Source organism: Bordetella flabilis, from assembly GCF_001676725.1.
Taxonomy (GTDB): Bacteria; Pseudomonadota; Gammaproteobacteria; order Burkholderiales; family Burkholderiaceae_B; genus Bordetella_C; species Bordetella_C flabilis.
Genome location: NZ_CP016172.1, coordinates 1,207,607 through 1,234,059, shown reverse-complemented (window position 1 = coordinate 1,234,059; position 26,453 = coordinate 1,207,607). Strand labels below are relative to the sequence as shown.

Genomic DNA, 26,453 nt, shown 5'->3' with positions numbered 1-26,453 from the left:
CAGCCTGCCCGCGCGAGCGGGGCAGGCGCGGAAGAATACTCGCATACTGTACTCACTTGGAGCGCCGCCACACGTGCGAATTCCGTGCCGGCGGTGCTACCGAGGTTTCAGCTCGTTTCTGGCGCACGCGGCGGGCCCGCCTTGCTGCCTGGTGAAGGACACGGCGGAAGTCGCACCCAACCCTGGACGCTTTATTTTAACCCGGGTATAATTCTTGCACTTGCCGCGGCACGCACTACGGTCCACACACCGTCGCGCGTTTACCGACCTGCTTCCCCCAGGGCCCATGACGCCCCTCCCCGGAAAACCGCAATGCCCCTCTCCGTCCAGACTTCCTGCACCGCCTTCGCGCGCCATCGCCGCCTGGCCAGCGGACCGCTGCCCGATGTCGCCCTGGCCGTGAAGGCCGCCCTCGAAGGCGACCCGGCCGCGCCGGACAGCGTGCTGACCTTCGACGACAGCACCGGACGGGTCGTGGACCTGGACCTGCGCGGCAGCCGCGATGACGTTCTGGCGCGGCTGGCCGCCGACCCGCCGGCCGGCGAAGCGCCACGCGGGCGTGGGCGGCCGAGGCTCGGCGTGGTGGCGCGCGAAGTCACGCTGTTGCCGCGCCACTGGGAATGGCTGAACGCGCAAGCTGGCGGGGCGTCCGTCGCGCTGCGTAAACTGGTGGAGACTGCCATGCGCGATCCGCGCGGCCGCGCGCAGGACATGCGCGAAGCCGCCTATCGCTTCATGTCCGCCATGGCCGGCGATATGCCCGGCTTCGAGGAAGCCACGCGCGCGCTCTTCGCCGATGACCACGACGGCATGCGCGCCCGCATGGCGGCGTGGCCCCCGGATATCCGCGACCATGCATTGAAACTGGCCTTCGGCGACGCGCCGCGTCCGGCCTGACGCACATTGCGGCGGTTTGCCCGCGCCGCGTCCCACTGGAGCATAGATCCATGATTTCCCCCCACGACAACGTCAGCATGGCCCTGTTCTGCGACTTCGAGAACGTCGCGCTGGGCGTGCGCGATGCCAACTATGAAAAATTCGACATCCGCCTGGTGCTCGAGCGTTTGCTGCTGAAGGGCAGCATCGTCATCAAGAAGTCCTACTGCGACTGGGACCGCTACAAGGCCTTCAAGGCCCCCATGCACGAGGCCAATTTCGAGCTGATCGAGATCCCCCATGTCCGCCAGTCCGGGAAAAACTCGGCCGACATCCGGCTGGTCGTCGACGCGCTGGACCTTTGCTATACCAAGTCCCACGTCAACACCTTCGTCATCATCAGCGGCGATTCGGATTTTTCGCCACTGGTCTCCAAGCTGCGGGAGAACGCCAAGCATGTGATCGGCGTGGGGGTCAAGCAATCGACTTCCGATCTGCTGATCGCGAACTGCGACGAGTTCATTTTCTACGACGACCTGGTGCGCGAAAGCGCGCGCTCAACCTCGCGCCGCGCCGCCCGCGATAACGGCGCCGGCCGCCGCGCGCCCGAAGACGACAAGCGGCGCAAGGAGGACGTCGAGGCCCGCCGCACGCAGGCGGTCGACATGGCCGTCGAGACCTTCGACGCGCTGGTCGCCGAACGCGGCGACAGCGGAAAAATGTGGGCCTCGGTCCTGAAGGAAGCCATCAAGCGGCGCAAGCCCGACTTCAACGAGTCGTACTACGGCTTCCGCGCGTTCGGCAACCTGCTGGAGGAAGCCCAGTCGCGCGGACTGCTGGAGGTTGGACGCGACGAGAAGTCGGGAACCTATGTCTATCGTGCGCAGGCCGCCGCGGGCAGCGCCCGGAACGGCGGTTTCGACGACATGGCGGGCGACCGCATGGAGATGCGCGCTCCGGCCGAGACCCGGAACGGGTCGGCCCTGGGCGGCGTGACGCAGGCCGAGCTCCCCGCCAGCGACCATGCCGGCGCAGCCCCAGCCGCGGGTACACCAGCGAGCCCGGCGGCGGGTCCTGCGGGATCACGCCGGCGCGGCACGCGGGGCGGCCGCTCCGGGCGCAAGAACCAGGACGTCCAGACGACCCAGGCGGAAACGGCGCGCCAGGACGCCGCCGAGGCGCCGCAGGATACGGCCACGACCGTGCCCTGGATGGACGCCGCACCGATCACGACCGCCGCGGATGCCGAGGTCGCGAGCGCGGCGGCCCACACCCAGGCTGCCCGCTCCCCGGCTGCCGGCACGACTGCGGACACGGTTGCGGGCACGGCGGAGGACTCGAACGGCGACACGACCCGGGGCAAACGCGCGGGCGCGAATACCCGCCGGCGTACCACCCGCACGCCGGCCGCGACGAAGTCCCGTCGCGGCTCGGCCTCCGCGTCCACGGAGGCCGATACCGTCTCTTCGGACACGTCCGGGATGCACGCCGCCACCGATGCGGCTGCCGCGCCGACGCACCGCGATAGTGCGGTCCAGGCCGACGCGACGCCGCCCGCCGATGACGCGCCCAAGGCTGCACGCAAATCGCCGGCGCGTACGCGCCGCCCGCGCAAGACAGCGACCCCGGCTGTCGAAAGCTGAGCTAGACTGCCGCTTCCCCTGCCCTGCGCGGCAGGGGTTCGTCGCTCCCCCACAGCTCCGCTTCCCAGGTGAGACCCATGAAGAAACCCGCAAGCGCTTCCAAGAATTCGGACAAGAAAAGCAGCCTCGCCAAGCGCCGGCTCGCTCCCCTGGCGACCCCTTCGGATATCTCCGCGGATGGCACGCGCGATATCGCGGGCGCCATGAACCGGCTTCTGGCTGACGTCTTCGCGCTGTACCTGAAAACCAAGAATTTCCATTGGCACGTCAGCGGACCGCACTTCCGCGACTATCACCTGCTGCTGGACGAACAGGCGACGGAAATCTTCGCCATGACCGATCCGATCGCCGAGCGTATCCGCAAGCTGGGCGGCTCGACGCTGAAGTCCATCGGCCATATCGCGCGCACGCAGCGCCTGCTGGACAACGATGCCGACTACGTGCAACCGCTGGACATGCTGGCCGAGCTGCAGGGCGACAACAAGAACCTGACCACCTTCATGCGCGAGGTGCATGACCTGTGCGACGAGCATCGCGACATCGCCACGGCCAGCCTGATCGAAAACTGGATCGACGAAACCGAACAGCGCACCTGGTTCCTGTTCGAGACGAGCCGCCGCGGCGACAGTACCGGCCACTGATTTCTACTTCGGGCCCGCGGCGCCGTCCTGCAAGGCCCGCGCGCGCGTCAGCAGGAGCTCGCGATCGCGTGCGTTACGCGTCATGCCCGCGGCCTCGTTGAAGGCGTCGCGTGCTTCCTGCATCCTGCCGACCTTCGCCAGCAGATCGCCGCGTACGCTGGGCAACCACGGATACTGGCGCAAGGCGGGATCGCGCGCCAGCGCTTCCACCAGCGGCAAGGCCTGCTCCGCGCCGTGGGCCATGCCCACGGCGACGGCGCGGTTGAGCGCGACCACCGGTGAAGGGGCGCGATCCATCAAGGCGTCATACAGCCCGACGATGCGCGCCCATTCGGTTTCCGCGGGCGTGCGGGCGCGCGCGTGGCATGCGGCGATCGCGGCCTGCAGGGCATAGGGGCCCGTATCGCCCAGCGCCGTCGCGCGCGCCAGCGCGTCCAGGCCGCGCCGTATCAGCAGGGGATCCCAGCGCGAACGATCCTGGTCCGGCAGCAGCACCGGCCGGCCTTCGGCGTCCACCCTGGCGTGCATGCGCGAAGCCTGCAACTCCATCAGCGCCAGCAGGCCATGCACCTCGCTTTCATCGGGCGCCAGGCCGGCCAGCACGCGCCCCAGGCGCATCGCCTCCTCGCACAGCGCCGGCCGCGTCCAATCGTCGCCCGCGGTCGCCGCGTAGCCCTCGTTGAACACGAGGTAGATGACCTGCAGGACCGAAGCCAGGCGCTCGGCGCGCAGATGCGCGGGCGGCACTTCGAACGGCACGGCGGCCTTGGACAGCGTGCGCTTGGCGCGCACGATGCGCTGCGCGATGGTGGGTTCGGGAACCAGGAACGCGCGGGCGATCTCGTCGGTGGTCAAGCCGCACAACAGCCGCAGTGTCAGCGCGACGCGCGCGTCGGTGGACAGCACGGGGTGGCAGGCGGTGAAGACCAGGCGCAGCAGGTCGTCGCCGATATCGTCCTGGCGCGCCGCGTCCAGCGCGTCGACGAAGTCCGGCTCCACGCTGGTTTCCAGGGCGTCCATATCCTGGCCCAGTTGCTCCTGCTTGCGCGCATGCAAGCTGTCCTGCCGCAGCCGGTCCAGGCCGCGATTCTTCGCCGTCTTCATGAGCCAGGCTCCCGGATTGTCGGGCACGCCGGTACGCGGCCAATGCTCCAGCGCCGCCACCAGGGCGTCCTGGGCAAGGTCTTCCGCCAGGCCCACGTCGCGCACCAGGCGCGCGACGCCGGCGATCACCTTGGCCGATTCGATGCGCCAGACCGCCTCGATGGCGGCGTGCGTGGCCCGTGTCGTCATCGCTCCGTCACGCCGCGCCGGCGTCCGCGGGGGCCGCGTCGGCGTCCATGTAGACCAGTTCCCAGATATGCCCGTCCAGGTCCTCGAAGCCATGGCCGTACATAAAGCCGTAGTCCTGCGGTTCGCGCGGCACGCGGGCGCCGGCCGCGCGCGCCTTGCCGACGATCTCGTCCACCTCCGCACGGCTGTCGCACGACAGGCATACCAGCACCTCGGTGGCGGCAGCCGGATCGCATAGCGGCTTGTCGGTGAAGGTCTTGAAGAAATGCTGGCGCAGCAGCATGGCGTAGATGTTTTCGCCCAGGATCAGGCAGGCGGCGTCGTCATTCGAAAAGCGGGGCTCGAAACCCAGGCCGAGCTGCTCGAAGAAGCGGCGCGCGCGGGGCAGGTCCTGGACAGCCAGGTTGACGTAAATCTGTCGATGCATGGGGATCTCCTCGAAAGCGTCGATGGGCGTGGCCTAGGCCGGGCGGTTGGTCAGCCCGCATGCGTGGTCCGCGGCGACGGCGGCGGCAAAGTCGTCCCGTTCGTACAGGGGCCGCGCCTCGATCTGGACGGCGGCGGCGGCGTCGTGCGGCGCGGGAAAACGGCGCGACCATTCCAGCGCCTCCTCTCGGGTACGGACCTGGATCACGGCATAGCCTGCCACCAGACCGGCCGGCGATCCGGCGAACGGCCCTTCGCAGACGAGGCAGTGGCCTTCGTCGTAATGGATGCGCCACCCTTTGGCGCTGGGCTGCAGGCCCGCGCCGTCGAGCAGCACGCCCGCCCGTGCAAGGGCCTGGTGGTAGGCCGCCATGGCGGCCGAAAGACCCTCCTGCGGCCGGGCACCCGGCTCGTCGGCCGCTTCCGCCTTTACCAAAATCAGGAATCGCATGGACGCCTCCGTGTCTGCCTGCGGCCGCGCGGCGGCCTTCGCAGACACGACGAGCGGGACGCCGCGGGCTCGACAATCCGCAAGGCGCATCCGGGAAAACCCCAGGTCCATCGACCGGCGCGATCGGGCCCGGCTTACACCGGGGCGGACTGCGCCAGGATGCTGGCCAAGGTTCCGGCGGCGGCACGCCGCAGCCATTACTCGTAGCAGGGTGCGGTGCGGCGCACTTCCACGGTGGACCATTGTGCGGCGGGGCATTCGGCCGCGATAGCCAGGGCCTCCTCGCGTGTCTCGACATCCAGCAGGAAGAATCCGCCCACCATTTCCTTGGCTTCGGCGAAGGGGCCGTCCACCAGGCGCTGGCGTCCCTCGCGTACTTGCACCCGGGTGCCTTCCTTGTCGGAAACCAGCGATTCGCAGGCCAGGAGCTTGCCGCGCGACTGCAGGCCCTCGGCGAAACGGCACATCTGGTCGTAGACGGCCCGACCCTCGCTTTCCGAACGCTGCAGGCGCTGGTCGCGCGGCTCGACGATAAGCAGCATATAAGCCATGTATGCCTCTCGATAGGTGGATGCCCGCGCCGTGCAGGCAGACGCGCACTGGGCGGTGGCGATGCCGGCGGGATGCACCGGCGCCGGGACAGTCGCGATAGACCGTCCACCCGCGCCGGCTGGGCCGGGCTCTCAGTCTAGCGTAGTTGCCGCGATGGCGGGCGCTCGCACATGCCCCTCATGCCCGCCCGTCATGCCCGCCCGCGATCACCGGCCAATATCGCGTCTTGTTCCGCGCTTGGCGCCGTCCGGCGGTCTGCAAAGATGGTGACTTGACCGTCCGCACCGCCGCGCCACCCCGAACGGCCCGGCCAGGTGCAGCGGCGAGCGCCCCGCCGCGCGAATACGCGGCGCGCGCAAAACGGGAACGAGGGAACGATGGAACGAGGACATGCGATGATGCGCCGCCGTTTGCGACGGGCCGCCGCGATGCTGGGCCTGGGCGCCGCGACACTGGCCGGCCTGCCTGGCGTGCAGGCGCAGGCCAACCTGGGCGCCATGCGCCAGAAGCTGGTGCCGACCAGCGTGCAGCAATGCCGCGACCTGTTGCAGCGCCGTCCGCAGCTGGACTCCTACGCACCGGCCGCGACGAGCGCCCGCGACGCCTATTGCAGCTGCGTGGGCCAGGCCTATGTGGCCAACATGCCGGACAACGTCGTGCTGGCTTTCGCCACGAACAAGCTGCCCGCGGACCAGAATGAACAGGCCGCGCGCCTGAAAGCCGCCGCCGCCAGCCTGGAAGCCGCGCGCGCGCGCTGTTCCGCACGACGCTGAACCGTGCGCCACGATGGCCCCGGGCCTGCGGCACGGGCGTCCGCCGACCTATCGTGACCATGGATGGATTCCATCGATATAGATAGGCTTCCGCGGGGAGTTCCAGCCTTTTAACCTAGTCGTATCCGTGCGGGCCGTCCCGTCCGCCGCCCCCACCCACATCACGGAACGACAAGGGAAAGACACACATGGCCAAGGTACTGGTTCTCTACTATTCCTCCTACGGACACATCGAGCAGATGGCCCAGGCCATCGCCGAAGGCGCGCGTGGCGAAGGCGCCCAGGTCGATATCAAGCGCGTGCCCGAGACGGTGCCGGCGGAAGTGGCCAAGAATGCGCATTTCAAGCTTGACCAGGCCGCCCCGTTGGCGACCGTGGCGGACCTGGAAAACTATGACGCCATCGTGCTGGGGACCGGTACCCGCTACGGCCGCATGTCGTCGCAGATGGCGGCCTTCCTGGACCAGACCGGTGGCCTGTGGGCGCGCGGCGCATTGAACGGCAAGGTGGGCGCCGCCTTCGTGTCCACGGCGACGCAGCACGGCGGCCAGGAAACGACGCTGTTCTCCCTCATCACCAACTTGCTGCATTTCGGCATGATCGTGGTCGGGCTGCCCTACAGCCATCAAGGCCAGATGAGCATGGAGGAAATCGTCGGCGGCGCGCCTTATGGCGCCACAACCATCGCCGGCGGCGACGGTTCGCGCCAGCCCAGCGAAATCGACCTGGCCGGCGCGCGCCACCAGGGCGCCCTGGTGGCCCGGACGGCGGCGAAGCTGTTCGGTTGATCACGCGCGACCCGGGGCGTGCAAGCGCCCCGGCCGCCATGTCGCAGGGCCGGCGCGGGCGTCCGAAGGAACGGCCAGGCCGCGCCCCGCAACATTAGCGCGGCGCGGCAGCGGCCCGGCTTTCCAGCAGTTTCACCAGGGCATGCAGCACCCGGTTGACCGGGGTCGCGATGGCCCGCTCCCGGCCTTTGCGGTCGATGTAGCCGTTCAGGTAGTCGATCTCCGTCGGCTTGCCCCGCGCCAGGTCTTGGGCGGTGGACGACAACTGCGTCGGCATGGTCTGGACGATCTTCTGCACGGCCGCCCAGCTGTCGCCCGGCACGGTCACTCCCTGGGCCTGCGCCACGGCCAGGCATTCGTGCACCACGTCGCGCAAGACCTGCTCCATGCCCTGCCCCCGGGACAGCTCGCCATACGGCATCTGCGTGATGGCCGACAGCGCGTTATAGGCGCAATTTAGGATCAGCTTCGCCCACAGCGCGCCGATGGCGTTGTCGGATACCTCGACCGGAATGCCGGCCGCGATGAAATCGCGCGCAATACCCTCGCTGCCCGGCCCGCTGCCGATGACCAGTTCGCCGCGCCCGTGGTGCCTGACGTGGCCAGGCCCCGCCATCTCGGTGGCGACGTAGACCACGGCCGGAAGGACCGTCTGCGGCAGGATGGCCTGCAGGCGCTCGGCGTTGTCCACCCCATTCTGCAGGCTGAGCACCCGCGTGTCCGGCCCGAGGTGCGGCGCCAGCGCGCGGCCCGCGCTTTCCGTATCGGCCGACTTGACGCAGAACAGGACGACCGACGCGCCGCGGGCGGCGTCGGCGCCGGTGCTCGCGGCCATGGGAACATGCCCCTGGAACCCCTGCATCTCCAGCAACAAGCCCTGAGCGCGCACGGCATCGACGTGGCGCGGACGGCCGATCAGCGCCACATCGTGACCCGCGCGCGCCAGCATCGCGCCGTAATAGCAACCTACGGCTCCCGCCCCCATGACTGCGACTCTCATGACGTTCTCCTGTTGATCCTGCGCCTGATACTAACGGTCTATGCGCAACCGGGGAACCCGTACGCGGGCCCTCTAGAATGGGGGGTCCGGCCGCGCGCGTGTCGCGGCCCTCGTATTACCGGGAGGACCGCTTTTGCCTGTCGACCTCCGCAGGGTGTCCCTGCGCCGCATGAAGAACTGGGCCCTCGCATCGCTGGCCGCCACTCTGGCCGGGGTCGCGCTGAGCTACGCCATGGGCGGGGCGGGCCCATGGGCCTGGGTACGGGCCTTCTGCGAAGCCGCCACCATCGGCGCATTGGCCGACTGGTTCGCCGTGGTGGCGCTGTTTCGCCGGCCGCTGGGCCTGCCCATTCCGCACACCGCCATCATTCCCGCGAACAAGGAGCGCATCGCGGACAACCTCGCCACGTTCGTGCGCGATCATTTCCTGGATCCGGCCTCCTTGCTGGAGCGCCTGCGCGTCTTCGATCCGGCAGCCCGCCTGGGCCAGTGGTTGAGCGATCCGCGCCAGGCGCGGGTGGTGGCGGGCACGGCGCGCACCTGGGCCTTGCACGCGCTGAACCTGCTTGACGAGCGGGCGGTGCGCGAAGCAATCCACGGCTTCGTGGTCAAGCGGCTGGAAGGCTGGAACGCCGCCCAGACGGCCGGCGACCTTTTCGAATTGCTGGCGCGCGACGGCCGCCATCATGTACTGCTGGACGAGGCGCTCAACCGCCTGGCGAATTATCTGCAGGGCGAGCCGGTGAAGGCGCGCGCGTCGGCAGTGATGGTGAAGTACGCGCGCAAGGAATGGCCGCGCATGGCCAAGGCCCTGAACCTGGTGCGGCCCGTCGACGATATCGGCGACAGCCTGGCCGACCGACTGGCGCGCGCGCTGCTGGACGAGTTGCACGACGTCCTGGCCCGGCGCGACCACCCGTTGCGACGCGACTACGAAGCCTGGCTCGGCGGCTATGTGAGCCGCCTGCGCGACGATCCGGACCTGCAACGCCAGGTCGACGGCCTTAAGCAACGCATCCTCGCGCATCCCCAGGTCCGCGACTACGTGCAGGGGATCTGGAGCGCCGTGCAGGAGAGCCTGCGGCGCGACCTGTCCAGCACGGACTCGACACTGGGCAGGCACCTGGAGCAGACCTTGCTTGCACTGGGCCGCAACCTGGGCAAGGATCCGGAGCTGCGCCGGGCCATCAACCAGCATGTGCTCGAGGGCGCCGAGCGGCTGGCCGGCGGCCTGCGCCACGGCATCACCGACCACATCGCGCAGACGGTCAAGGGCTGGGACGAGCGGCAGTTCGTCGACGAACTCGAGCTGAGCATCGGACGCGATCTCCAGTACATCCGTTTCAACGGCATGCTGGTGGGCGGCCTGATCGGCCTGGCACTGCATGCCTGCGTGCGGTTGGCGCAAGGCGCCGGATGGCTGGCGGGGTAGCTCCGGCCGGGCGCCGGCTGGCCGGCCCGTCCATTACCGGCTGGCGGCGTAACGGCCGCATACGTACCGACGCGGTATGCGCCGCCGGCATGTAGCGGGCAACCCCGGTCGGCGGTAAGCTCCCCTACACGCGCCCCGCCCAGGAAACCGCCATGATCGCCCTGCCCGCCCGCTCCCCGCGCCGCCGCTCGCCTCGTGTGGCCGCCGGCGCATTGCTGTTGGCGGTGTTGGGCGGCTGCGCCGACATCGCCACCGCGCCCGCCGGCACCCCGCTGGCCGAGCTGGAATCACACTACGGCAAGCCGAGCTATACCTGTACGCGCCCCGATGGCGTGCGGCGCGCGATCTGGTCGCAACAACCCTCCGGCAGCTACGCCTGGGGCACCGACCTGGACAGCCAGGGCCGGGCGGTCGGCATGGAGCCGCTGCTCACGCCCAAACATTTCGAGGTCCTGCGGCAGGGCGTATGGACGCCGGATGCCGTGCGCTGCGAATTCGGGCCGCCGGCGCAGGTCCGCACGGCGGGCCTCGGCGAAAAGCACGAGGTGGTGTGGTCGTACCGCTATGTGCTGGACCAGCGCTGGCATTCGGTGATGTACGTTTACCTGGGCCCGCAAGGCAGGCAGGTCACGCACTACCACTCCGGCCCCGACGACCGCTACCAGCGCAGCGAGTAGCCGCGCAGCCATCGAGATTTGTGCGGCGACCATAAGGCAGCGTTATGGTCAGCGCCACGCCGGACTCCCTCCGCCGCCGATTTCCCTTGGAATAACAAACGCTTGGCGCGACAGGTCGCATGTTGCGCCGCAGCGTCGCGCGCCCGAACCACTGTTTTCCCCGCGCCGGCGATCGCGCATCATGCGGGCACGTCGCCCCGCGCGGGGCGCTTTCATCCCTGAAATGTTTTCCCCGGAGTCCTGCCCATGTCCACCACCGACGCCCGCAAATTCGGATTGGCCGTTGCCCAGATGGGGCCGGTCCATCTGGCCGACAGCCGCCAGGCCGTGGTCAAGCGCCTGGTCGCCATGCTGCGCGAAGCGGCGGCGCGGCAGGCGCAGTTCGTGGTGTTCCCCGAATTGGCCCTGACCACCTTCTTTCCGCGCTATTGGATGACCGAGCAGGAAGCCGTCGAACGCTACTTCGAACGTGCCATGCCCAACGCCGATACCCAGCCGCTGTTCGACGCCGCGCGTGAACTGGGTGTGGGCTTTTACCTGGGCTATGCGGAGCTGACGCCCGACGGCCGTCGTTTCAATACGGCCGTGCTGGTCGACCGCGCGGCCAAGGTGGTGGGCAAGTATCGCAAGGTGCACCTGCCGGGCCATGACGACCACAAGCCGGACGCCCCCTTCCAGCACCTGGAAAAGAAGTTCTTCGAGGTCGGCAACCTCGGCTTTCCGGTCTGGAACACGCAGGACGTGAACGTCGGCATGTGCATCTGCAACGACCGGCGCTGGCCCGAAACGTGGCGCGCCATGTCCTTGCAGAGCGCCGAGCTGATCGTGCTGGGCTACAACACGCCGTCCTGGAATATCCACTGGAACGAGCCCGTGCACCTGCGCACCTTCCATCACGAAATCGTGCTGCAGGCCAGCGCCTACCAGAACGCGGTCTGGGTGGGGGCGGCGGCCAAGTGCGGGTCGGAGGACGGCTTCCACATGATCGGCAGCTCCATGATCGTGGCCCCTTCGGGCGAGATCGTCGCGCGCGCCAGCGGCGAGGAGGACGAGGTCATCGCCGCCCGCATCGACCTGGACCTGGGCCGCACCTTCCGCCAGCATGTCTTCAACTTCGCCAAGCATCGCAGCCCGGAGCAATATCGCCTGATCGTCGAGCGCACCGGCGCGGGCGCGCCGCTGCCACTGCCGCCCGAAGCCACCCACGGCTGAACGCGCCGGGGCGGGCCCCTACGCGTGGCCTGGCGCCGCGGCGCCCGGGGCTGCCACTCTAGGTTGTCGGCGCGGCGGCTATCGTCGTTTCCACCCACTTCGCCACGCGCAGGGTCGGCATGTCGTGGCCGAAGGCGCCCAGTACCTGGACGCCGAGCGGCAGCCCGCCCGGCATGCGCGCGACCGGCAGGGTCAGGGCCGGAAAGCCCAGGAAGGCCCAGGGCGCGCACCACGTCGCATCGCCCGTGTTGCCCAGGCCGGCGGGCGCCGCGCCGTCGGCCGGCACCGTCAGCACCGCATCGAAGCCGGCCAGCCGTTCGGACAGCTCGGTGCGCAGCCTGCGCTGCAGCCGCCTGGCCGCGACATAGTCAGCCGGCGGGATGGCCCGCCCTTCTTCCACCAGGGCCCTGAGCGGCGCACTGACGCGGTCGCCATGGCGGGCGACCAGATCGCCATAGATATCGACCGCCTCGGTGCCCAGGATGTTTTGCAAGGCGTTCAGGATCGGCGCGCCGATCTCGGGCAGCACCATGTCCTTCACCGTCGCGCCGGACTGCTCCAGGAGCGCGACGGTGCGATCGAGCACCGCGGCCTGTTCCGCGCCGACCCTGTCCCAATGCGGGCCACGGATCACGGCCAGCCGCGGGGCGGCCAGCGGCGCCAGGCCCTGCTCCATATCGAATGAAACCGCGGCCAGATCCGAACCGTCCGCAAAGACATAGCCGGGATCGCCCAGCAGCGTGAAGGCATAGGCCACGTCATCGACGCCGCGCGCCATGAAGCCGACATGGTCCAGCGAACCCGACAGCGGGTGCGTCCCTTCGCGCGGCACGGCGCCGAAACTCGCCTTGAATCCGACAATGCCGCAATAGGCAGCGGGCCGCACGATGGAGCCCATGGTCTGCGTGCCCAGCGCCAGCGGCACCACACCCGCCGCGACCGCGGCCGCGGAACCGCTGGACGACCCGCCCGGCGTGTGGCCCGGATGCCAGGGATTTACCGTTGGACCGGGATGACGGAAGGCGAATTCGGTCGTGACGGTCTTGCCGAACACCGTGCCGCCCAGCCGCTTGATGCTGGCCACGATGGCGGCATCTTCCATCGGCACATGACCGGAGAAGATGGCGGATCCGTTGGTCGTAAGCAGGCCGGCTGTCGCGATGATGTCCTTCACTCCTATGGGAATGCCCGCCAGCGGCCCGCCCGCGGCTGGTCTCAGGAGGTCGGCCGGCACGCGCGTGACAAAGGCCTTCAGCGCAGGCTCGCATTCGTCGGCACGCGCGGCGCATGCCTGCAGGTAGGCGTCGCGATCCAGCGCGCCGCTGCGAAAACCGCGCAGTGCCTCCAGCAAGCCTGCAGGACGATTCTGATCCGGGTTCATCATGGCCTTAGCGTGGCAGGGCCACGGCTTTCTGTGCGTAGGTCGGCACGACGAAGGTCGCGTAGTCGGGCTGCGCCTTCAGGTTGCCCAGGGCGATCTGCGTATCCATGCCGGTCTTGAAGGCAGCTGCGGTGGTTTCCACGCTCTTCGGGTAGACGTCATCGTTCAGCATGCGCTCGACGGCGTTGCGCACCACCTTCGGGTCCAGCGAGGGAAACTCCTTCCCGGCGATTTCCAGCGTCCGGGCATGGTTCTTCTGCATGAAGCGCAAGGCCAACTCCATGCCGTTGACCATGCGCTGCGCGGCATCCGGATCGACGTCCGAACGAGCGGTAACGGAAGAAAACGCGTACGGGCCGTATTGCTTGGGAAAGCCCAGCACGACTTTCATGCCTTGTGCGGCGACCTGGTCCAGGCCGGGTTCATAAAGGACGGCCACCTTGGCCTGCCCGCCCAGGAAGGGGCCGGCTTCCGATCCGGTCTGCACCTGGATCATGTCGACATCCTTGTCGGCGTCCATTCCATTTTCCTTCAGCAGCTTGATGAACAGCGAAGTGCTGGTGGTCGGCATGAGCCCGGTCACGACCTTCTGGCCCTTCAGGCTCTTGACGCCATCATAAGGAAAGTCCGGTGCGGTCGCGATATATACCGCGGCGCCGTTGACGACGTTGCTGATGATCCCGACCTTGGCGCCCTTGGAGGCCGCGATGGCCGTCCATTCGGGACCGTGTATGGAAAATTGCGCGCTGCCGGAAATCACCGCGGACAACGCCGCCGTCGGCGACCCCGCGGTTTCCTTGGTCACCTCCAGGCCCTGCTGCTTGAAGAAGCCCTGGTCCATCGCGACGTAGAGGGGCAGGTAAAGCATGGACTGGAACGCCTGCGACACCGTCACCTTCTTGACCTGCGCCGTGGCGGGGGCGGCGGCTACGGCCAGCGACGCGGCGACGCAAAATGCCGCCAGGCTACTCTTGGAAAAGCGCATGACTATCAACCTCCGGGGAGAACGAGCGGGGAACGGGGCGGGCCCGCATGGCGGCGCCCATCCCGGAAGATCACTACACCTGGATATGCGGGCGGCCGTCGTCCATCTTCCATGGCAGGAGATTGCGCTCCAGCGCGTCGATGGCGTGATACAGCAGGAAGCCCACCAGCATCAGGACGAACAGCCCGACCCATACGGAATTCAGGTCGTAGAGGCTGGAAGCGGTGTAGATGAGATGGCCCAGGCCATACTTGGACGAGATGAACTCGCCCACCACGGCGCCGACCAGGCCGAGGCCGATGTTGATGCGAAAGTTCGCGATAATGGCCGGCAGCGCGGACGGCACGACGACGCCATGAAAGATCTGGTGCTTGCTGCCGCCCATGGAAAAAAGCAGGGCCTGCAAATCCTTGTCGGCGTCCTTGGCCGCCTGGTAGGCGGCGATCAGCGCCACCACGGCCGTCATGGAGATGACCAGCGCCACCTTGGACACCAGGCCGGTACCGAACCACAACAGCACGATGGGGGCAAGGGCGATCTTCGGGACGCTGTTGATGGCCACGATGAAGGGCTCCACCAGGCGCGCGACGAAGACCGAATACCACATCGCCAGTCCCAGCACGGAACCGATGGCCGTGCCGGCGACAAAGCCGAGCAGTGCCTCGAACAGCGTATAGCCGGTGTCCCACAACAGGGAGCCGTCCATCAGGCTCTTGACGAAGATCGCCCAGATTCCGCTGGGCTTGCCGACCAGGAACTCCGATATCCAGCCGGCCCGGACACCGGCCTCCCAGGCCAGGAAAAACACCAGCACGGCCGCCAGTTGCAGCAAGCCCCGGCCGGCCGGCGTATCGAAGACGGCACGGCGTGCCGGCCGCGGTTGCGCGCCGGCGTCGAGCGCCGGGGGCGCGGCCGAACGATGAGGAATCGATGACATGGTCAGGCCGCCTTCTTTCGGGTTTGGATGTCCAGCTCGCCGCAAAGGGTATGGAAGTATTCGGAGAAGCGGCGATCCGCGCGCGCCTCGATCGGGCTGCCGCGCGCGATGTCGATGTCGTGCACGTTCTTGACGCGCGTGGGACGTCCGCTCAGGGCCACGACGCGCTTGGACAGGGCCACGGCCTCGTCGACGTCGTGGGTGACCAGGATGACGGTCTTGTGGAAGGTTTCGACGGCCTCCAGCAGCACGCTTTCCAGATACAGGCGCGTCTGGTAGTCGAGCGCGGAGAACGGCTCGTCCAGCAGCAGAATGTCCGGATCCATGATCAGCGTGCGCATCAGCGCCACGCGCTGGCGCATGCCGCCCGACAGCGTCTGCGGATAAGCCTTCTCGAAGCCGGACAGGCCGAAGGTCGACAGGTATTCGCGGGCGGTATCGATCGCCTCGTCCTGGGCGATGCCTCTTATTTTCAGGCCCAGCAGCACATTCTCCAGCACGGTGCGCCAGGGAAACAGCAGGTCTTTCTGCATCATGTAGCCGACGCGGCCCCGCATGCTGGTCACCGGTTCGCCGCGATAGACCAATTGGCCGCGGTCCGCCTGCAACAGGCCGGCGATGATATTGAAGATGGTCGATTTGCCGCAGCCGCTGGGACCGATGATGCTGACGAAGTCTTTTTCGTAGATATCGAAGCTCAGGCCGTCCAGCACCTGCACGGCGCCCGCCTTGCCGGGAAAGGACTTGCACACATCGCGGATACTGAGTTGCACCGGCGGGGTCGGCGAAGAGAGGCTGGACATGGGGCATTCTCCTGGTTACCCCATCCATGCAAAACCCATGCCAATTCGCAGGAGTGCCTCGCTGCCCCCGGGGGCGCGCGGGGCCCGGACCGCGGACGGCGTCCGAGTCGGGGGCAGCGCACCGCACCACACGCGCCAGGACAGTGCGCGCGCACCATCCCAAGGCGGAACCGTCTCCAATACGCCACGAAAATCCAGGCCGCCGGGCCAGGCAGGGCAAGCGCTAATACTGGCGATACAAAAAAGGCCGCATCATGGCGGAGGATTGTTCCGACGCTCAGACAAGGCCTTGCCCCGATGACTCGCCGCCCCCACCGTCGCCCCCTGCTGGCCTGGGTCCTCTTGTCCGCCCTGGCGGGCGGGGCATGGATGTGCCCGGCGGCGGCCCGCGATGCAACCGCCCTGCCCGCAGGGGCCACGCCGCTGATGGCCGCCGTTGCACCGACCGCGGCTCCCGCGTTGGCTACCGACCGCCGCTGGGACGAAACACTGGCGGCCTTCGCCGCCGCGGACAAGGCGCATCCGCCTGCACCGGGCGGCGTGCTCTTCGTGGGAAGCTCTTCGATCCGGCTCTGGAACGGCCTGGAAACCGAATTCCAGTCCCTGCCGGTCGTCGTCAAACGCGGCTTCGGCGGTTCGCGGATGCTGGACTGCACCCAGCACCTGCACCAATTGGTGGTGCCGTATCGCCCGCGCCAGGTGCTCGTCTACGCCGGGGACAACGACCTGGCGGAAGGGCGTACGCCGGCGCAGGTGCTGCAAGCGTTCTCGGCCTTCGTCGACGGGGTCAGGGAAACGCTGCCGAACACACGCATCTCCTATATCTCGATCAAGCCCAGCCCCGCCCGTGTGGCGCTGATGCCCAGCATCCGCGAGGCGAACGAGCTCATTCGCGCGTACACGCTGAAAACCCGCAATACCGATTTCATCGACGTCTACACGCCGATGCTGGACACGCAAGGTCGGCCGCGGGCGGAGCTGTTCCGCGACGATGCGCTACACCTGAATGCCGGCGGGTACGCGCTGTGGAAAAAAGTGATCACTGCCCATCTGGATTGAGGGCGGGCGCGCGCGGCGCCACCGCCGGCGGGGCACGGCGGGATTTGTTGTCGGACACCAGCCGCGCCACGATATACAGGCCCAGGACGCTTCCGGCGAACAAGGCCAGGTCCTTCCACAAGGCCCGGTCGGGCGCGGGCTCGCCCACCACGCACAGCACCAGCAGGACGATAACCAGGTGGGCGCAGAACACCGACAGCGAGGCACGCCCCATGGTTTCCAGCCAGCGCATGCGCGGCAGGTGCGTCTTGAGCCAGTCGCCGAAATGCATGGCGAGCACCACCAGCGAAAAGAAGTTCAGCAGGCGCAGCGGTCCCAGGTGCCATTTGTCGAACAGGAAATTGAAGGGGTTGCCTGCGGGAAAGGCGCTCAGGCCCACGATGTGGCGCCAGATGAAGAAAGTTCCCGCGATGACCGCGGCGGCGAACACCAGCGCGGGCGGAAAGGGCCGGCGCTGGGCCGGCGTCGTACGCGCGTGCGTGGACCCCAGCCACAGGCCGAACAGCCACAGGAACTGCCAGCCGAAGGTTTCGAACGCGCCCGTTTCCTTGAACGGCACGGGCAGCCCCGTCAGCGAGACCACGCCGCCGTAAAGGAACCGTGACAGTTCGAACTGCGTGGCGAACCACAGCAGGCCGCTCAGGATCATGATGGTGCGCCAGCCGTGCCGCAGGCCGTACGACAGCACCCAGGGACTGGCCAGCATGAAAAGCACGTATACCGGCAGGATATCCAGCAAGGGCGGGTTGTACACCAGCCCCAGCGCGGAAACGAAGGCGGTGACTGGCTGCTGCAGGTAGAACCAGATCAGGTTCTGCACGGCGGGCTGCGGCAGCGTCAGGCCCAGCCCGGCAATCACCGTGAACAGGAACAGGAGCGACGCGGCCTGGCAACCGTACACCACCATGGCGCGCTGCGTGAAGGCGCGGTGCATCGCGGGCAACCCGTGCCGCAGGTAGCGCTGCGTGTAGACCAGGCCCGCCATATAGGCGGACAGCATGACGAAGCCTTCCGCCGCCGATACGAAGCCCAGCGGCTGGCTGGTCGGAATACCGAAATTCGTGGGCAGGTGCGTGGATAGCATCAGCACCAGCATCAATCCGCGCAGGGCGTCCAGCTCCCACCGGCGCGGCCGCGCCGCTGCGGCCGACCCGTCGACGCTTGGGACAGCCGACGGGGAAAGGCGAGGCAGATTGGAGGGAGAAGAGGAGCTCATGGCAATTCCTGGGGCATTGGGTCGGCCCGTGCACGTACTGATCCGGGTTAACCCGCAGGCCAGAGCCTGACACCGATGATACGTCACCGCATGCCTACGTTGTAGCGGTTTGTGTCGGCGCGCCGCCGCGCACGGTTTGGCCAGTTTCATTCCGCCACAAGGTTGAGGACAAAGTGCAGGAACCGGCGCGCGGCACGCCCGTTGCGGCGCTTCCCGGTCCATCATCCATGGAGGCTCCATGAGCGACAGTACGGCATTGCGGCGCAGGATGGTCGAGCGCCAGGTGCGCGGCCGCGGAATCGATGACGAGCGCGTCCTCGCGGCGATGGGGCGCGTGGCGCGCGACGCCTTCGTGCCGCCGCCCCTGGCGGAGTTCGCCTACGACGACGCCCCGCTGCCCCTGGAGGCCGGGCAGACGATATCCCAACCCTATATCGTGGCCCTGATGGCGCAGGCCGCGCAGCTGCAGCGTTCGGACCGCGTGCTGGAAGTCGGAACCGGCTCCGGCTACGCGGCTGCCGTCCTGGCCGAACTGGCCGACCGGGTCGATACGGTGGAGCGGGTACCGAAGCTGGCCGAAAGGGCCCGCACCACGCTGGAACGGCAAGGCTATGGACACGTCAGGGTGCATACGGGCGACGGCACCCTCGGCCTGCCCTCCGCGGCGCCCTTCGACGCCATCATCGCGGCGGCCGCGGGGCCTTGCGTACCGCAGGCCTGGCGCGAACAACTGGCCGTGGGCGGCCGGATCGTCATGCCGGTAGGCGATGAACATGGCGCGCAACGGCTGGTCAAGGTCACCCGCGCCGCCCACGACGCGTTCCAGGAGGAAGACCTGGGTGGCGTGGCCTTCGTCCCGCTGGTGGGCCTGCAGGGCTGGCCCGATCCGCAGGCGGATGCCGATGCCGGGACGCAGGCGGACGAGCCCGGTGAGCCGGGGGCCGTATCGGCAGCCAAGGCAGCGGACGAGCCGTCGGCGCGCCGCAGTCCCGCGGCCGGCCGCAAACGGCCCGCGCGAGCCCTGTCTCGTCCGGCCGGCATGGCGGACCGCGAGGTCACCGAAGGCGTCTGGGAAGCCGCCGAGGCGCTGCCGGATATCGGCGATCCCCTGTTCGCACCGCTGTTCGACCGCTACGCCGACAAACGCATCGTGCTGCTTGGAGAAGCCAGCCACGGGACCACGGAGTTCTACCGGGCGCGCGCCGCGATCACGCGGCGCCTTGTGGAGGTGCATGGCTTCGACATCGTCGCCGTCGAAGCCGACTGGCCGGACGCGGCCGCCATCGACCGCTACGTCCGGCATCGCCCCCCCGCCGAAGCGGCAGAGCCGCCCTTTCGCCGCTTCCCCACGTGGATGTGGCGCAACACCGACGTGGCCGCCTTCATCGAATGGCTGCATGCCTATAACGGCGTCCTGGCGCCGGACGAACGCGCCGGGTTCTATGGCCTGGACCTGTACGGCATGTCCGCCTCGATCGCCGCCGTGCTGGCCTACCTTGACCAGACCGACCCGGAAGCGGCGCGTATCGCGCGCCAGCGCTACGGATGCCTGACGCCCTGGCAGAAGGATCCGGCGGTCTACGCGCGCGCCGTCATGACGCGCGGCTACAAGGCCTGCGAGGACGCCGTGCTGCGCCAGTTGCAGGATCTGCTGTCCAGGCGCCTGGAAGACGCGGGCAACAACGGCGAAGCCTTGCTGGACGCCACCCAGAATGCGCGCCTGGTGGCCGCCGCCGAACGCTATTACCGCACCATGTACCAGGGGCCGGCGCAAAGCTGGAATCTGCGCGATACGCATATGTTCGAGACCTTGACCTCCCTGCTCGACGCCAAGGGCCCGCAGGCGCGCGCCGTCGTCTGGGCGCACAACTCGCATATCGGCAACGCGGCCGCAACGGAGATGGGCCGGGTGCGCGACGAAATCAACATCGGCCAGTTGTGCCGCGAACGGTATGGCGACGAGGTCGCCCTGATCGGCTTCGGCACCTATGCCGGCACCGTGGCCGCCGCCGACGATTGGGACGGCCCCATGCGGTTGATGCGCGTGCGCCCGGCGCGGCCGGACAGCTATGAACACCTGATGCACCGCGCGGGACAGCCGCGTTTCCTGCTGGACCTGCGTCCCGGCGTGCACGACGGATTGCGCGCCACCCTGGCCCGGCCGCGACTGGAACGCTACATCGGCGTCATCTACCGCCCCGAGACGGAGCTGTACAGCCACTACGCCGAAGCGGTGCTGGCCGAGCAATACGACGGCTACGTATGGTTCGATCAGACCGGCGCCGTCACGCCGCTCGCCGGCGAAGCGCGCCCTGGCGTTCCGGAAACCTATCCGTTCGCCGTGTGAGCGGCCCGATCGCGGTATCGGCCCGCACCCGGATGTCCCTCGGCAGTCCGGCCAGCCTCGCCCTCCGGCTCCCATTCGCCCCGCCCGGCGTATCCCGCTGCGTGATCCGCCGGCGGGGCGCGGGCGCATTTCCGCGCTTGCGTGGATAATCCGGCTCAGCGCCACCGGCGCGGCCACGGGATTGAACCAGGGAGACACGTCATGCAGAAAGTCATGCTCGTCACGGGCGCCAGCCGGGGTATCGGCGCGGCGACGGCGGTGATGGCCGCTCAGCGCGGCTATGCCGTCTGCGTCAACTACAAGCAGAACGCCGACGCCGCCCAAGCGGTCGTCGGGCGCATCGAGGCCGCCGGCGGCCGCGCCGTCGCGATCAAGGGCGACATGGCGGTCGAATCGGACATCCTGGCCCTGTTCGCGGCGGTGGACGAACACTTCGGGCGGCTCGACGGCCTGGTCAACAACGCCGGCATCCTGGAACGGCAGGCGCGGCTGGTCGACATGGATGCCGGCCGGCTACGCCGCATCTTCGACGTCAACGTGGTAGCGCCCTTCCTGTGCTGCCGCGAGGCCATCGGCCGCATGTCGCAGAGCCGCGGCGGGCAGGGCGGCGTCATCGTCAATGTGTCCTCGATGGCGGCACGCCTGGGCTCGCCGGGGGAATACATCGACTACGCAGCTTCCAAGGGCGCCATCGACACCCTTACCATCGGCCTGTCGCGCGAAGTCGCGGAGGAAGGCATCCGCGTGAACGCGGTGCGGCCCGGCGTCATCGACACGGAAATCCATGCCAGCGGAGGGGAACCCGGCCGGGTGGACCGGGTCAAGCACAGTGTGCCGCTGCGCCGGGGCGGGACGGCCGAGGAAGTGGCGGGCGCCATCCTGTGGTTCTTCGCGCCCGAAGCCGCTTACTCCACCGGCGCCTTCCTGGACGTATCCGGCGGCCGCTAGGCCCGCCTGGCGCCTTCCCGGACGCGCCCAGGCGTGAAATGCCGGCGCGACGGCGTCATGCTCTACCCATTTACATATTGTTGGAAGTCTGGTGACATAGCGCGGCGTCGGCGCCCACTCCCGGGGCACCGCCCTCGATCCCTCGAAGGACCCGCGTGCCCATCAGCCTATCGATCCGGCGCAAGCTTGCCGCTATCGCCCTGACGCTGCTCGCCACGGCCCTTCCCGCGCTGCTCGTGGTGCCGGTCGTGCTGCATGAAGCCCAGCGCCAGGTGGACGGTGAAGCGCGCGTCACGGCCAGCGTGCTGAGGCGCCAGATCGAAAACATCCTGCTTCGGGCGGAAGACCTTACCCAGGTCCTGACGCCCAGCCTCTACCGCCCGTGCGCCGAAGTCCTGAACCTGCTGCGGCAGACCGGTGCGCTGCAGCCCTACTTCCGTTCCCTGATGCTGGTACACGACGACATTGTCTATTGCTCGTCGGTCTACGGCATGCTGCACTCGCCCCTGATCGCCGTGTCGCCGCAGGAGCACGTGCCGCGGGGCATGTACATCACGGCCGTCCCGGGCACCCTGCTGGTGCCGGACCGCCCCGCCGTCATGGTGTCGCGCGGCTTGCGCGACGGTCACGGCGTGGTGGCTTTCCTGGACGCGCAATACCTCTTCGACCTGAAATCGGCGGCCGCGCGCGACGGCATCTACGACGTCGACATCGTCCTCGGTCCCCACCAGCAGCCTCTGCTGGAAGCCGGCGAACGGCAACGCTCGGCCCGGCCGATCTCCGCCGACACGCAGGTGTCCAGGTCGTCGGGCTTCCCGGTGCAGGTGCGCGTCACGCCGCTGCAGGCGCAGCGCGATGCCGTGCGCGAGCACGTCTGGCGCGGCTACTTCGCCTTCCTGGTTTTGGCCAGCCTGCTGTGCGGCTACGCGGCGTACCGCCTGTATGGCTGGCGCGTCTCCATACCGGGCGAAATCCGCAAGGGTATGCGCGCGCGCCAGTTCCACCTCGTGTACCAGCCGGTCGTCGACATGGCCAGCGGGCGCTTCTCCGGCGTCGAGGCCCTGCTGCGCTGGAGCCATCCCCGCCTGGGCAATGTGCGGCCCGACCTTTTCATCGCGGCTGCAGAGGAACACGGCATCATCGGCGACCTGACGCGGCACATGTTCGATATCGCGGCCAATGACCTGGAGGTGCTGGACCTGCCGCCCGGCAGCCATCTGGGCGTGAACGTGTGCGGACCGCACATGGCCGAGCCGCGCTTCGTCGCCGATGTCGAGCGACTGCTGGCGCGGATACGGGCACACGGGCAGGCGCACGGGCAGGTACATCGCCCGGCACACCAGGCCGCGCCCGACGGGGTGCTCCACGAGGCCGACGCTTCATGCACGCTCGTGCTGGAAGTCACCGAACGCCATCCCCTGCCCGACACGCCCGAACTGCGCGGCCACATGGCGCAATTGCGGGAGCGCGGCGTGCGCTGGGCGCTGGACGACTTCGGCACGGGGCACAGCTCCCTGTCGTACCTGGAAAGGCTCCATGCCAATTACCTGAAGATCGACCGCGCCTTCGTCAGCGCCGCGGGCACCGACGCGATCAGCAATGTGGTGCTCGATACCATCATCGGCCTGGCCAGCCAACTGGGCCTGGAAATGATCGCGGAAGGCATCGAAACCGAGGCGCAGGAAGCTTATCTGCGGGACAAGGGCGTGCAATATGCGCAGGGCTACCGCTTCGCCCGCCCCATGCTGCCGCGCGACCTGGCCGCATGGCGCGCGCAGCGCCCGGGCTGAGGGCGAGATGCGTGCAGCGCGGGCCCACAGGGGCCGGCGCCCCCTCGGTATCAGGGTTTTCCGCGCCATACCCCCGTATGATTTCGCCGCGGGCGGCGGCGCGGTACGCTCCCGCCTGTGTGAGGGATGGGGGTCCCGACGGCCGAGGACCTTTCTTTGCGCAAGCGACTTGCAATCTCCGTCATCGATGACGACGCGCCGGTATTGCGTGCCACCGTCGCCCTGTTGCGGGCGCTCGGCCACGAGCCAACCGGTTTCGATTCCGCCGCATCTTTTCTGTCGCATTACGGCAGGCGCCGCGACGACTGCATCGTCGCCGATATCCACATGCCCGGCATGACCGGGATCGAGTTGCGGCGTACCTTGCGCGCGCGGGGCGACGCGACGCCGCTCATCCTGGTGACCGGCGCGGCACGCCCGCACCTGCGACGACAGGCGATGCAGGCCGGCGTCGTCGACATCCTGAAAAAGCCGTTCGGCGCCGACGCCCTGCTCCAGGCCATTCTGCACGCCGTGGCCACGACCGCGTCCTGCGCGTCCTGCGCGTCGACCGAGAGGTCCGCATCGCCCGCGTCCGCCGCGGCGTCCCCCGCGGGCGGCACCCGACCCTGTGGATGCGCCTGAAGGCGCGCTAACGCCGTGGAACGGTGGAGTCGGTGGCCGCGGGCAGCTCCAGCTGCTGCGCCATGCGAACCAGATCGGCGAAGGTGCGCGCGCCCATTTTGCGCATGGCGTTGCCACGGTGGATCTTGACGGTGACCTCGCTCAGGCCGATTTCCGCGGCGATCTGCTTGTTCATCAGGCCGGCGGCGGCCATGCCCATGACCTCGCGTTCGCGCGGCGTCAGGCTGGCGTGGCGCCGGCGCAGCGCCACGTCCTGGCTTTCGGCGCCACGCCGATCGCGGTCGGCCCGGTGCGCAGCGGCGACGGCGTCCAACAGATCCTGCTCGCGAAAGGGCTTGGTGAGGAAATCCGCGGCGCCGTCCTTCATGGCCTGGACCGTCATGGGGATGTCGGCGTGCCCCGTCATGAAAACGATGGGAACGTGCACGCCCTGCCCGCGCAACTGGCGCTGCACGTTCAGGCCATTGGTGCCACGCAGCCGCACATCGAGCACCACGCAGGTCGGCACGGACGGAAAGGGGAACGCCAGCAGGTCGTCCGCCGACGCGAATAGTTCTACGCGCATGTCCAGCGAACGGAACAGCGCGCCCAAGCCTGTCCGTATGCTGTCATCGTCGTCCACCACCACGACGAGCGCCTCTTCCTGGCCATCCGTCTTGCTCATATCCGTCCCGCCATGTCCCCATGTCCTTGCCAGCGCCGCGCCGCCCGGGCGCCGCTTTGCCGCGGCATCCGCCTGCCGGCGAAACGGCAAGTATCGCATCCTGCCGGCGAGCGCCGCGAGACGGACGGCGCCCCGGCCGGCGCCCCTCGACTGAAACCGGCCCGATATGCGCCCGAAACGGGACAACGCCGGCCGGATGGCCCGAACCGGTTACGCCGGCGTGCACCGCGATACCGGCCTTGCTACGATGCCGGTCTACGATCGCCGCCCGCCCAGGGCATGCCTTCCCTATCCCTCTTGCGTACCCGCGCACGTCCAGCCTGGTCACCTGCCGCCATGCCCCCCTTGCTTCCCGCCGCGCCCGCCGGCCGTCGCCGCGTGCTGCTGCCCGCTGTCTCGATCGCCATCATGGCCGCGATCTTCGCGGTCGATGCCTTCACCACGCTGCATATCGCCATCGCCGTGATGTACGTCACCGTGGTGCTGCTGTCCGTGAATTTTCTGTCGCGCAAAGGCGTACTGGCGCTGACGCTGGCCTGCATGGGCCTGACCGTGGTCGGCTATGTCATGTCCTCCGCCCAGGGCGACACTTCTTTCGCGCTGGCGCGCTGCGTGGTCAGCCTGGCCGCCATCGCCACCACCTGCTGCCTGGCCCTGCAGAACATGGCCGTCACGGAAAACCTGCTGGCCGAGCAAGAGGCACTGCGCCGCAGCGAGGCCTTCCTGGCGGGCACGCAGCGCCTGAGCCGCACGGGCAGCGTGTCCTGCGCCATGCCGGGTACGCGCATGGCCTGGTCCGATGAGGCCGCACGCATCTTCGGGCACGATCCGTCCGTGACGCCGTCCATGGAACTGGTGCTGGCGCGCAGCCATCCGGACGACCGCCCCGCCGTGCTGCGCGCTTTCCGCGCCGCCGAGGCAGGAGAAAACGCCATCGATATCGAACACCGGCTGCTGATGCCCGACGGCAGCATCAAGCATGTGCGCTTCCTCGCCGCGGCGCGCGCGGCGGCGAATGGCAATCGTGAATACCTGGGCGCCCTGATGGACATCACTGAGACGCGGCAGGCCGAAGCCCGGCTGCAGCGCTTGCAATCGGAGCTCGCCCACGCCAGCCGGGTCTCCACGCTGGGCGAACTGACGGCCTCGATCGCCCACGAGGTCAACCAGCCCCTGACCGCCATCATGTCCAATGGCGAAGCCGGCCTGCGCTGGCTGGGCCGTGCGCAGCCGGACCTGGACGAAGCGCGGGCATCGATGGCGCGCATCGTGGATGAAACCGTGCGCGCCACCGAAGTCATCGGCCGGATCCGCGCCCTGGCGCAGAACCGCGCCCCATGCCACGACATGCTGCATGTCAACGAGCTGGTGCGGGAATCCCTGCTGCTGGTGGGCCACGAGGCGGCCCGGCAACGGTGCCCGATCCGCACGGAAACGTCGGCCGCGCTGCCGCGCGTCATGGGCGACCGGGTCCAATTGCAGCAGGTCCTGATCAATCTCATCATCAACGGCATGCAGGCCATGGCGGAGGTCTCCGACCGGCCCCGCCTCATCACCATCCGGACCCGCGTGCTGGAAGACCGCTCGGTGTGCGTATCGGTGCAGGACCGCGGCACCGGCCTGCGCGACAGCGACCTGGCGCGCATGTTCGACGCCTTCTACACGACGCGCGCCAACGGCATGGGCATGGGCCTGTCGATCAGCCGCTCCATCATCGACGCCCACGAAGGACGGCTGTGGGCCGAGAACAATGACGACGGCCCGGGCGCCACCGTGTCCTTCACCCTGCCGCCCCGGCCGGCGGCTCATACCTTGGTATGAATCCACCCATCCTATCGGGCGGCCCGGCCACACGCATGGACAACATGCTTTCCGCAACAGGCTTGCGTACCATTCGCCTGCGGTTCCGATGCCATGCGGCAGTGACCTTCCCCC

The 26,453-nt window shown here is 68.5% G+C and carries 25 protein-coding genes; 14 read left to right on the top strand and 11 right to left on the bottom strand.

The genetic code is table 11. The features are described 5' to 3' along the window. Positions 1 to 312 precede the first annotated feature (312 nt). The 3 genes from BAU07_RS05340 to BAU07_RS05330 all read left to right on the top strand — a co-directional run bounded on the left by BAU07_RS05340 (position 313) and on the right by BAU07_RS05330 (position 3,160). A complete protein-coding gene (locus tag BAU07_RS05340) occupies positions 313 to 897 on the top strand; it encodes a DUF2239 family protein (protein WP_066654765.1) in 585 nt (194 codons plus the stop codon). 50 nt (positions 898 to 947) lie between these two features. Then, positions 948 to 2,519, top strand: a complete 1,572-nt coding sequence (locus BAU07_RS05335) for an NYN domain-containing protein (RefSeq protein WP_066654763.1) — start codon at positions 948 to 950, stop codon at positions 2,517 to 2,519. Between the two features lie 77 nt (positions 2,520 to 2,596). Beyond that, positions 2,597 to 3,160: a Dps family protein gene (locus BAU07_RS05330; protein ID WP_066654761.1), complete on the top strand. Its 564-nt coding sequence runs from the start codon at positions 2,597 to 2,599 to the stop codon at positions 3,158 to 3,160. Between the two features lie 3 nt (positions 3,161 to 3,163). On the opposite strand, the gene BAU07_RS05325 is transcribed toward BAU07_RS05330, so the two are convergent. From BAU07_RS05325 to BAU07_RS05310, 4 genes are all read right to left on the bottom strand, one after another. Continuing rightward, complete coding sequence (locus BAU07_RS05325; RefSeq protein ID WP_066654759.1) at positions 3,164 to 4,453, bottom strand: RNA polymerase sigma factor; 1,290 nt, start codon at positions 4,451 to 4,453, stop codon at positions 3,164 to 3,166. Positions 4,454 to 4,460: 7 nt separating this feature from the next. Beyond that, positions 4,461 to 4,880: a VOC family protein gene (locus tag BAU07_RS05320; RefSeq protein ID WP_066654757.1), complete on the bottom strand. Its 420-nt coding sequence runs from the start codon at positions 4,878 to 4,880 to the stop codon at positions 4,461 to 4,463. Positions 4,881 to 4,913: 33 nt separating this feature from the next. Next, a complete protein-coding gene (locus BAU07_RS05315; RefSeq protein WP_066654755.1) occupies positions 4,914 to 5,330 on the bottom strand; it encodes a YciI family protein in 417 nt (138 codons plus the stop codon). Positions 5,331 to 5,527: 197 nt separating this feature from the next. Further along, a complete protein-coding gene (locus BAU07_RS05310; protein WP_066654753.1) occupies positions 5,528 to 5,881 on the bottom strand; it encodes a YciI family protein in 354 nt (117 codons plus the stop codon). A gap of 396 nt (positions 5,882 to 6,277) precedes the next feature. Between BAU07_RS05310 and BAU07_RS05305 the strand changes: the two genes are divergently transcribed. Together BAU07_RS05305 and wrbA are read left to right on the top strand one after the other, a co-directional pair. Further along, positions 6,278 to 6,655 (top strand): hypothetical protein, encoded by a 378-nt coding sequence (locus BAU07_RS05305; protein ID WP_066654751.1) that lies wholly within the window; start codon positions 6,278 to 6,280, stop codon positions 6,653 to 6,655. Positions 6,656 to 6,843: 188 nt separating this feature from the next. Next, the gene (gene wrbA / locus BAU07_RS05300; protein ID WP_066654749.1) at positions 6,844 to 7,443 is read left to right on the top strand and encodes an NAD(P)H:quinone oxidoreductase; all 600 of its coding nucleotides are present in this window, start codon (positions 6,844 to 6,846) and stop codon (positions 7,441 to 7,443) included. Between the two features lie 94 nt (positions 7,444 to 7,537). Here the strand turns inward: wrbA and BAU07_RS05295 are convergent, their stop codons facing one another. Further along, positions 7,538 to 8,443: a ketopantoate reductase family protein gene (locus BAU07_RS05295; RefSeq protein WP_066654747.1), complete on the bottom strand. Its 906-nt coding sequence runs from the start codon at positions 8,441 to 8,443 to the stop codon at positions 7,538 to 7,540. A 169-nt stretch (positions 8,444 to 8,612) separates the two neighbouring features. On the opposite strand from BAU07_RS05295, the gene BAU07_RS05290 reads away from it, so the two are divergent. The 3 genes from BAU07_RS05290 to BAU07_RS05280 all read left to right on the top strand — a co-directional run bounded on the left by BAU07_RS05290 (position 8,613) and on the right by BAU07_RS05280 (position 11,764). After that, positions 8,613 to 9,875, top strand: a complete 1,263-nt coding sequence (locus BAU07_RS05290; protein ID WP_066654745.1) for a DUF445 domain-containing protein — start codon at positions 8,613 to 8,615, stop codon at positions 9,873 to 9,875. 152 nt (positions 9,876 to 10,027) lie between these two features. Continuing rightward, positions 10,028 to 10,552 carry a hypothetical protein gene (locus BAU07_RS05285; RefSeq protein WP_066654743.1) on the top strand — a complete coding sequence of 175 codons (525 nt, stop codon included), beginning with the start codon at positions 10,028 to 10,030 and terminating at the stop codon, positions 10,550 to 10,552. Positions 10,553 to 10,798: 246 nt separating this feature from the next. Then, entirely contained in the window at positions 10,799 to 11,764 is a 966-nt protein-coding gene (locus BAU07_RS05280; protein ID WP_066654741.1) for an N-carbamoyl-D-amino-acid hydrolase, read from the top strand. A 58-nt stretch (positions 11,765 to 11,822) separates the two neighbouring features. Here the strand turns inward: BAU07_RS05280 and BAU07_RS05275 are convergent, their stop codons facing one another. From BAU07_RS05275 to BAU07_RS05260, 4 genes are all read right to left on the bottom strand, one after another. Next, positions 11,823 to 13,148, bottom strand: a complete 1,326-nt coding sequence (locus BAU07_RS05275; RefSeq protein ID WP_084025375.1) for an amidase — start codon at positions 13,146 to 13,148, stop codon at positions 11,823 to 11,825. A gap of 4 nt (positions 13,149 to 13,152) precedes the next feature. Further along, entirely contained in the window at positions 13,153 to 14,130 is a 978-nt protein-coding gene (locus BAU07_RS05270; RefSeq protein ID WP_066654739.1) for an ABC transporter substrate-binding protein, read from the bottom strand. A gap of 73 nt (positions 14,131 to 14,203) precedes the next feature. Further along, a complete protein-coding gene (locus tag BAU07_RS05265; protein ID WP_066654737.1) occupies positions 14,204 to 15,067 on the bottom strand; it encodes an ABC transporter permease in 864 nt (287 codons plus the stop codon). 2 nt (positions 15,068 to 15,069) lie between these two features. Further along, a complete protein-coding gene (locus BAU07_RS05260) occupies positions 15,070 to 15,870 on the bottom strand; it encodes an ABC transporter ATP-binding protein (RefSeq protein ID WP_066654735.1) in 801 nt (266 codons plus the stop codon). A gap of 297 nt (positions 15,871 to 16,167) precedes the next feature. On the opposite strand from BAU07_RS05260, the gene BAU07_RS05255 reads away from it, so the two are divergent. Next, positions 16,168 to 16,929, top strand: coding sequence for an SGNH/GDSL hydrolase family protein (locus BAU07_RS05255; protein WP_066654733.1), 762 nt, complete (start codon positions 16,168 to 16,170; stop codon positions 16,927 to 16,929). Here BAU07_RS05255 and opgC read toward each other — a convergent pair. Next, positions 16,910 to 18,145 carry an OpgC domain-containing protein gene (gene opgC / locus BAU07_RS05250; RefSeq protein ID WP_084025373.1) on the bottom strand — a complete coding sequence of 412 codons (1,236 nt, stop codon included), beginning with the start codon at positions 18,143 to 18,145 and terminating at the stop codon, positions 16,910 to 16,912. The genes BAU07_RS05255 and opgC overlap by 20 nt on opposite strands. A gap of 238 nt (positions 18,146 to 18,383) precedes the next feature. On the opposite strand from opgC, the gene BAU07_RS05245 reads away from it, so the two are divergent. From BAU07_RS05245 to BAU07_RS05230, 4 genes are all read left to right on the top strand, one after another. Then, complete coding sequence (locus tag BAU07_RS05245) at positions 18,384 to 20,492, top strand: protein-L-isoaspartate(D-aspartate) O-methyltransferase (protein WP_066654729.1); 2,109 nt, start codon at positions 18,384 to 18,386, stop codon at positions 20,490 to 20,492. A gap of 201 nt (positions 20,493 to 20,693) precedes the next feature. Then, positions 20,694 to 21,440 carry an SDR family oxidoreductase gene (locus BAU07_RS05240; RefSeq protein ID WP_066654727.1) on the top strand — a complete coding sequence of 249 codons (747 nt, stop codon included), beginning with the start codon at positions 20,694 to 20,696 and terminating at the stop codon, positions 21,438 to 21,440. A 155-nt stretch (positions 21,441 to 21,595) separates the two neighbouring features. Then, positions 21,596 to 23,230 carry an EAL domain-containing protein gene (locus tag BAU07_RS05235; protein WP_066654726.1) on the top strand — a complete coding sequence of 545 codons (1,635 nt, stop codon included), beginning with the start codon at positions 21,596 to 21,598 and terminating at the stop codon, positions 23,228 to 23,230. A 156-nt stretch (positions 23,231 to 23,386) separates the two neighbouring features. Next, positions 23,387 to 23,854, top strand: a complete 468-nt coding sequence (locus BAU07_RS05230; RefSeq protein WP_198168872.1) for a response regulator transcription factor — start codon at positions 23,387 to 23,389, stop codon at positions 23,852 to 23,854. A gap of 7 nt (positions 23,855 to 23,861) precedes the next feature. Here BAU07_RS05230 and BAU07_RS05225 read toward each other — a convergent pair whose 3' ends face one another. Beyond that, positions 23,862 to 24,518, bottom strand: coding sequence for a response regulator transcription factor (locus BAU07_RS05225; RefSeq protein ID WP_066654719.1), 657 nt, complete (start codon positions 24,516 to 24,518; stop codon positions 23,862 to 23,864). 336 nt (positions 24,519 to 24,854) lie between these two features. Here BAU07_RS05225 and BAU07_RS05220 point away from each other — a divergent pair, with 336 nt between their 5' ends. Further along, positions 24,855 to 26,339: a sensor histidine kinase gene (locus tag BAU07_RS05220; RefSeq protein ID WP_066654718.1), complete on the top strand. Its 1,485-nt coding sequence runs from the start codon at positions 24,855 to 24,857 to the stop codon at positions 26,337 to 26,339. Positions 26,340 to 26,453: the final 114 nt, after the last annotated feature.

What these genes read in the sequence shown, in the direction of transcription:
- BAU07_RS05310 (WP_066654753.1), bottom strand. Translation starts at nt 5,881, where the DNA reads ATGGCTTATATGCTGCTTATCGTCGAGCCGCGCGACCAGCGCCTGCAG.
- BAU07_RS05255 (WP_066654733.1), top strand. Translation starts at nt 16,168, where the DNA reads ATGACTCGCCGCCCCCACCGTCGCCCCCTGCTGGCCTGGGTCCTCTTG.
- BAU07_RS05280 (WP_066654741.1), top strand. Translation starts at nt 10,799, where the DNA reads ATGTCCACCACCGACGCCCGCAAATTCGGATTGGCCGTTGCCCAGATG.
- BAU07_RS05325 (WP_066654759.1), bottom strand. Translation starts at nt 4,453, where the DNA reads ATGACGACACGGGCCACGCACGCCGCCATCGAGGCGGTCTGGCGCATC.
- BAU07_RS05240 (WP_066654727.1), top strand. Translation starts at nt 20,694, where the DNA reads ATGCAGAAAGTCATGCTCGTCACGGGCGCCAGCCGGGGTATCGGCGCG.
- BAU07_RS05220 (WP_066654718.1), top strand. Translation starts at nt 24,855, where the DNA reads ATGCCCCCCTTGCTTCCCGCCGCGCCCGCCGGCCGTCGCCGCGTGCTG.
- BAU07_RS05295 (WP_066654747.1), bottom strand. Translation starts at nt 8,443, where the DNA reads ATGAGAGTCGCAGTCATGGGGGCGGGAGCCGTAGGTTGCTATTACGGC.
- BAU07_RS05290 (WP_066654745.1), top strand. Translation starts at nt 8,613, where the DNA reads ATGAAGAACTGGGCCCTCGCATCGCTGGCCGCCACTCTGGCCGGGGTC.
- BAU07_RS05305 (WP_066654751.1), top strand. Translation starts at nt 6,278, where the DNA reads ATGATGCGCCGCCGTTTGCGACGGGCCGCCGCGATGCTGGGCCTGGGC.
- BAU07_RS05285 (WP_066654743.1), top strand. Translation starts at nt 10,028, where the DNA reads ATGATCGCCCTGCCCGCCCGCTCCCCGCGCCGCCGCTCGCCTCGTGTG.
- BAU07_RS05265 (WP_066654737.1), bottom strand. Translation starts at nt 15,067, where the DNA reads ATGTCATCGATTCCTCATCGTTCGGCCGCGCCCCCGGCGCTCGACGCC.
- BAU07_RS05340 (WP_066654765.1), top strand. Translation starts at nt 313, where the DNA reads ATGCCCCTCTCCGTCCAGACTTCCTGCACCGCCTTCGCGCGCCATCGC.
- BAU07_RS05330 (WP_066654761.1), top strand. Translation starts at nt 2,597, where the DNA reads ATGAAGAAACCCGCAAGCGCTTCCAAGAATTCGGACAAGAAAAGCAGC.
- BAU07_RS05335 (WP_066654763.1), top strand. Translation starts at nt 948, where the DNA reads ATGATTTCCCCCCACGACAACGTCAGCATGGCCCTGTTCTGCGACTTC.
- BAU07_RS05245 (WP_066654729.1), top strand. Translation starts at nt 18,384, where the DNA reads ATGAGCGACAGTACGGCATTGCGGCGCAGGATGGTCGAGCGCCAGGTG.
- BAU07_RS05315 (WP_066654755.1), bottom strand. Translation starts at nt 5,330, where the DNA reads ATGCGATTCCTGATTTTGGTAAAGGCGGAAGCGGCCGACGAGCCGGGT.
- opgC (WP_084025373.1), bottom strand. Translation starts at nt 18,145, where the DNA reads ATGAGCTCCTCTTCTCCCTCCAATCTGCCTCGCCTTTCCCCGTCGGCT.
- BAU07_RS05260 (WP_066654735.1), bottom strand. Translation starts at nt 15,870, where the DNA reads ATGTCCAGCCTCTCTTCGCCGACCCCGCCGGTGCAACTCAGTATCCGC.
- wrbA (WP_066654749.1), top strand. Translation starts at nt 6,844, where the DNA reads ATGGCCAAGGTACTGGTTCTCTACTATTCCTCCTACGGACACATCGAG.
- BAU07_RS05275 (WP_084025375.1), bottom strand. Translation starts at nt 13,148, where the DNA reads ATGATGAACCCGGATCAGAATCGTCCTGCAGGCTTGCTGGAGGCACTG.
- BAU07_RS05270 (WP_066654739.1), bottom strand. Translation starts at nt 14,130, where the DNA reads ATGCGCTTTTCCAAGAGTAGCCTGGCGGCATTTTGCGTCGCCGCGTCG.
- BAU07_RS05225 (WP_066654719.1), bottom strand. Translation starts at nt 24,518, where the DNA reads ATGAGCAAGACGGATGGCCAGGAAGAGGCGCTCGTCGTGGTGGTGGAC.
- BAU07_RS05320 (WP_066654757.1), bottom strand. Translation starts at nt 4,880, where the DNA reads ATGCATCGACAGATTTACGTCAACCTGGCTGTCCAGGACCTGCCCCGC.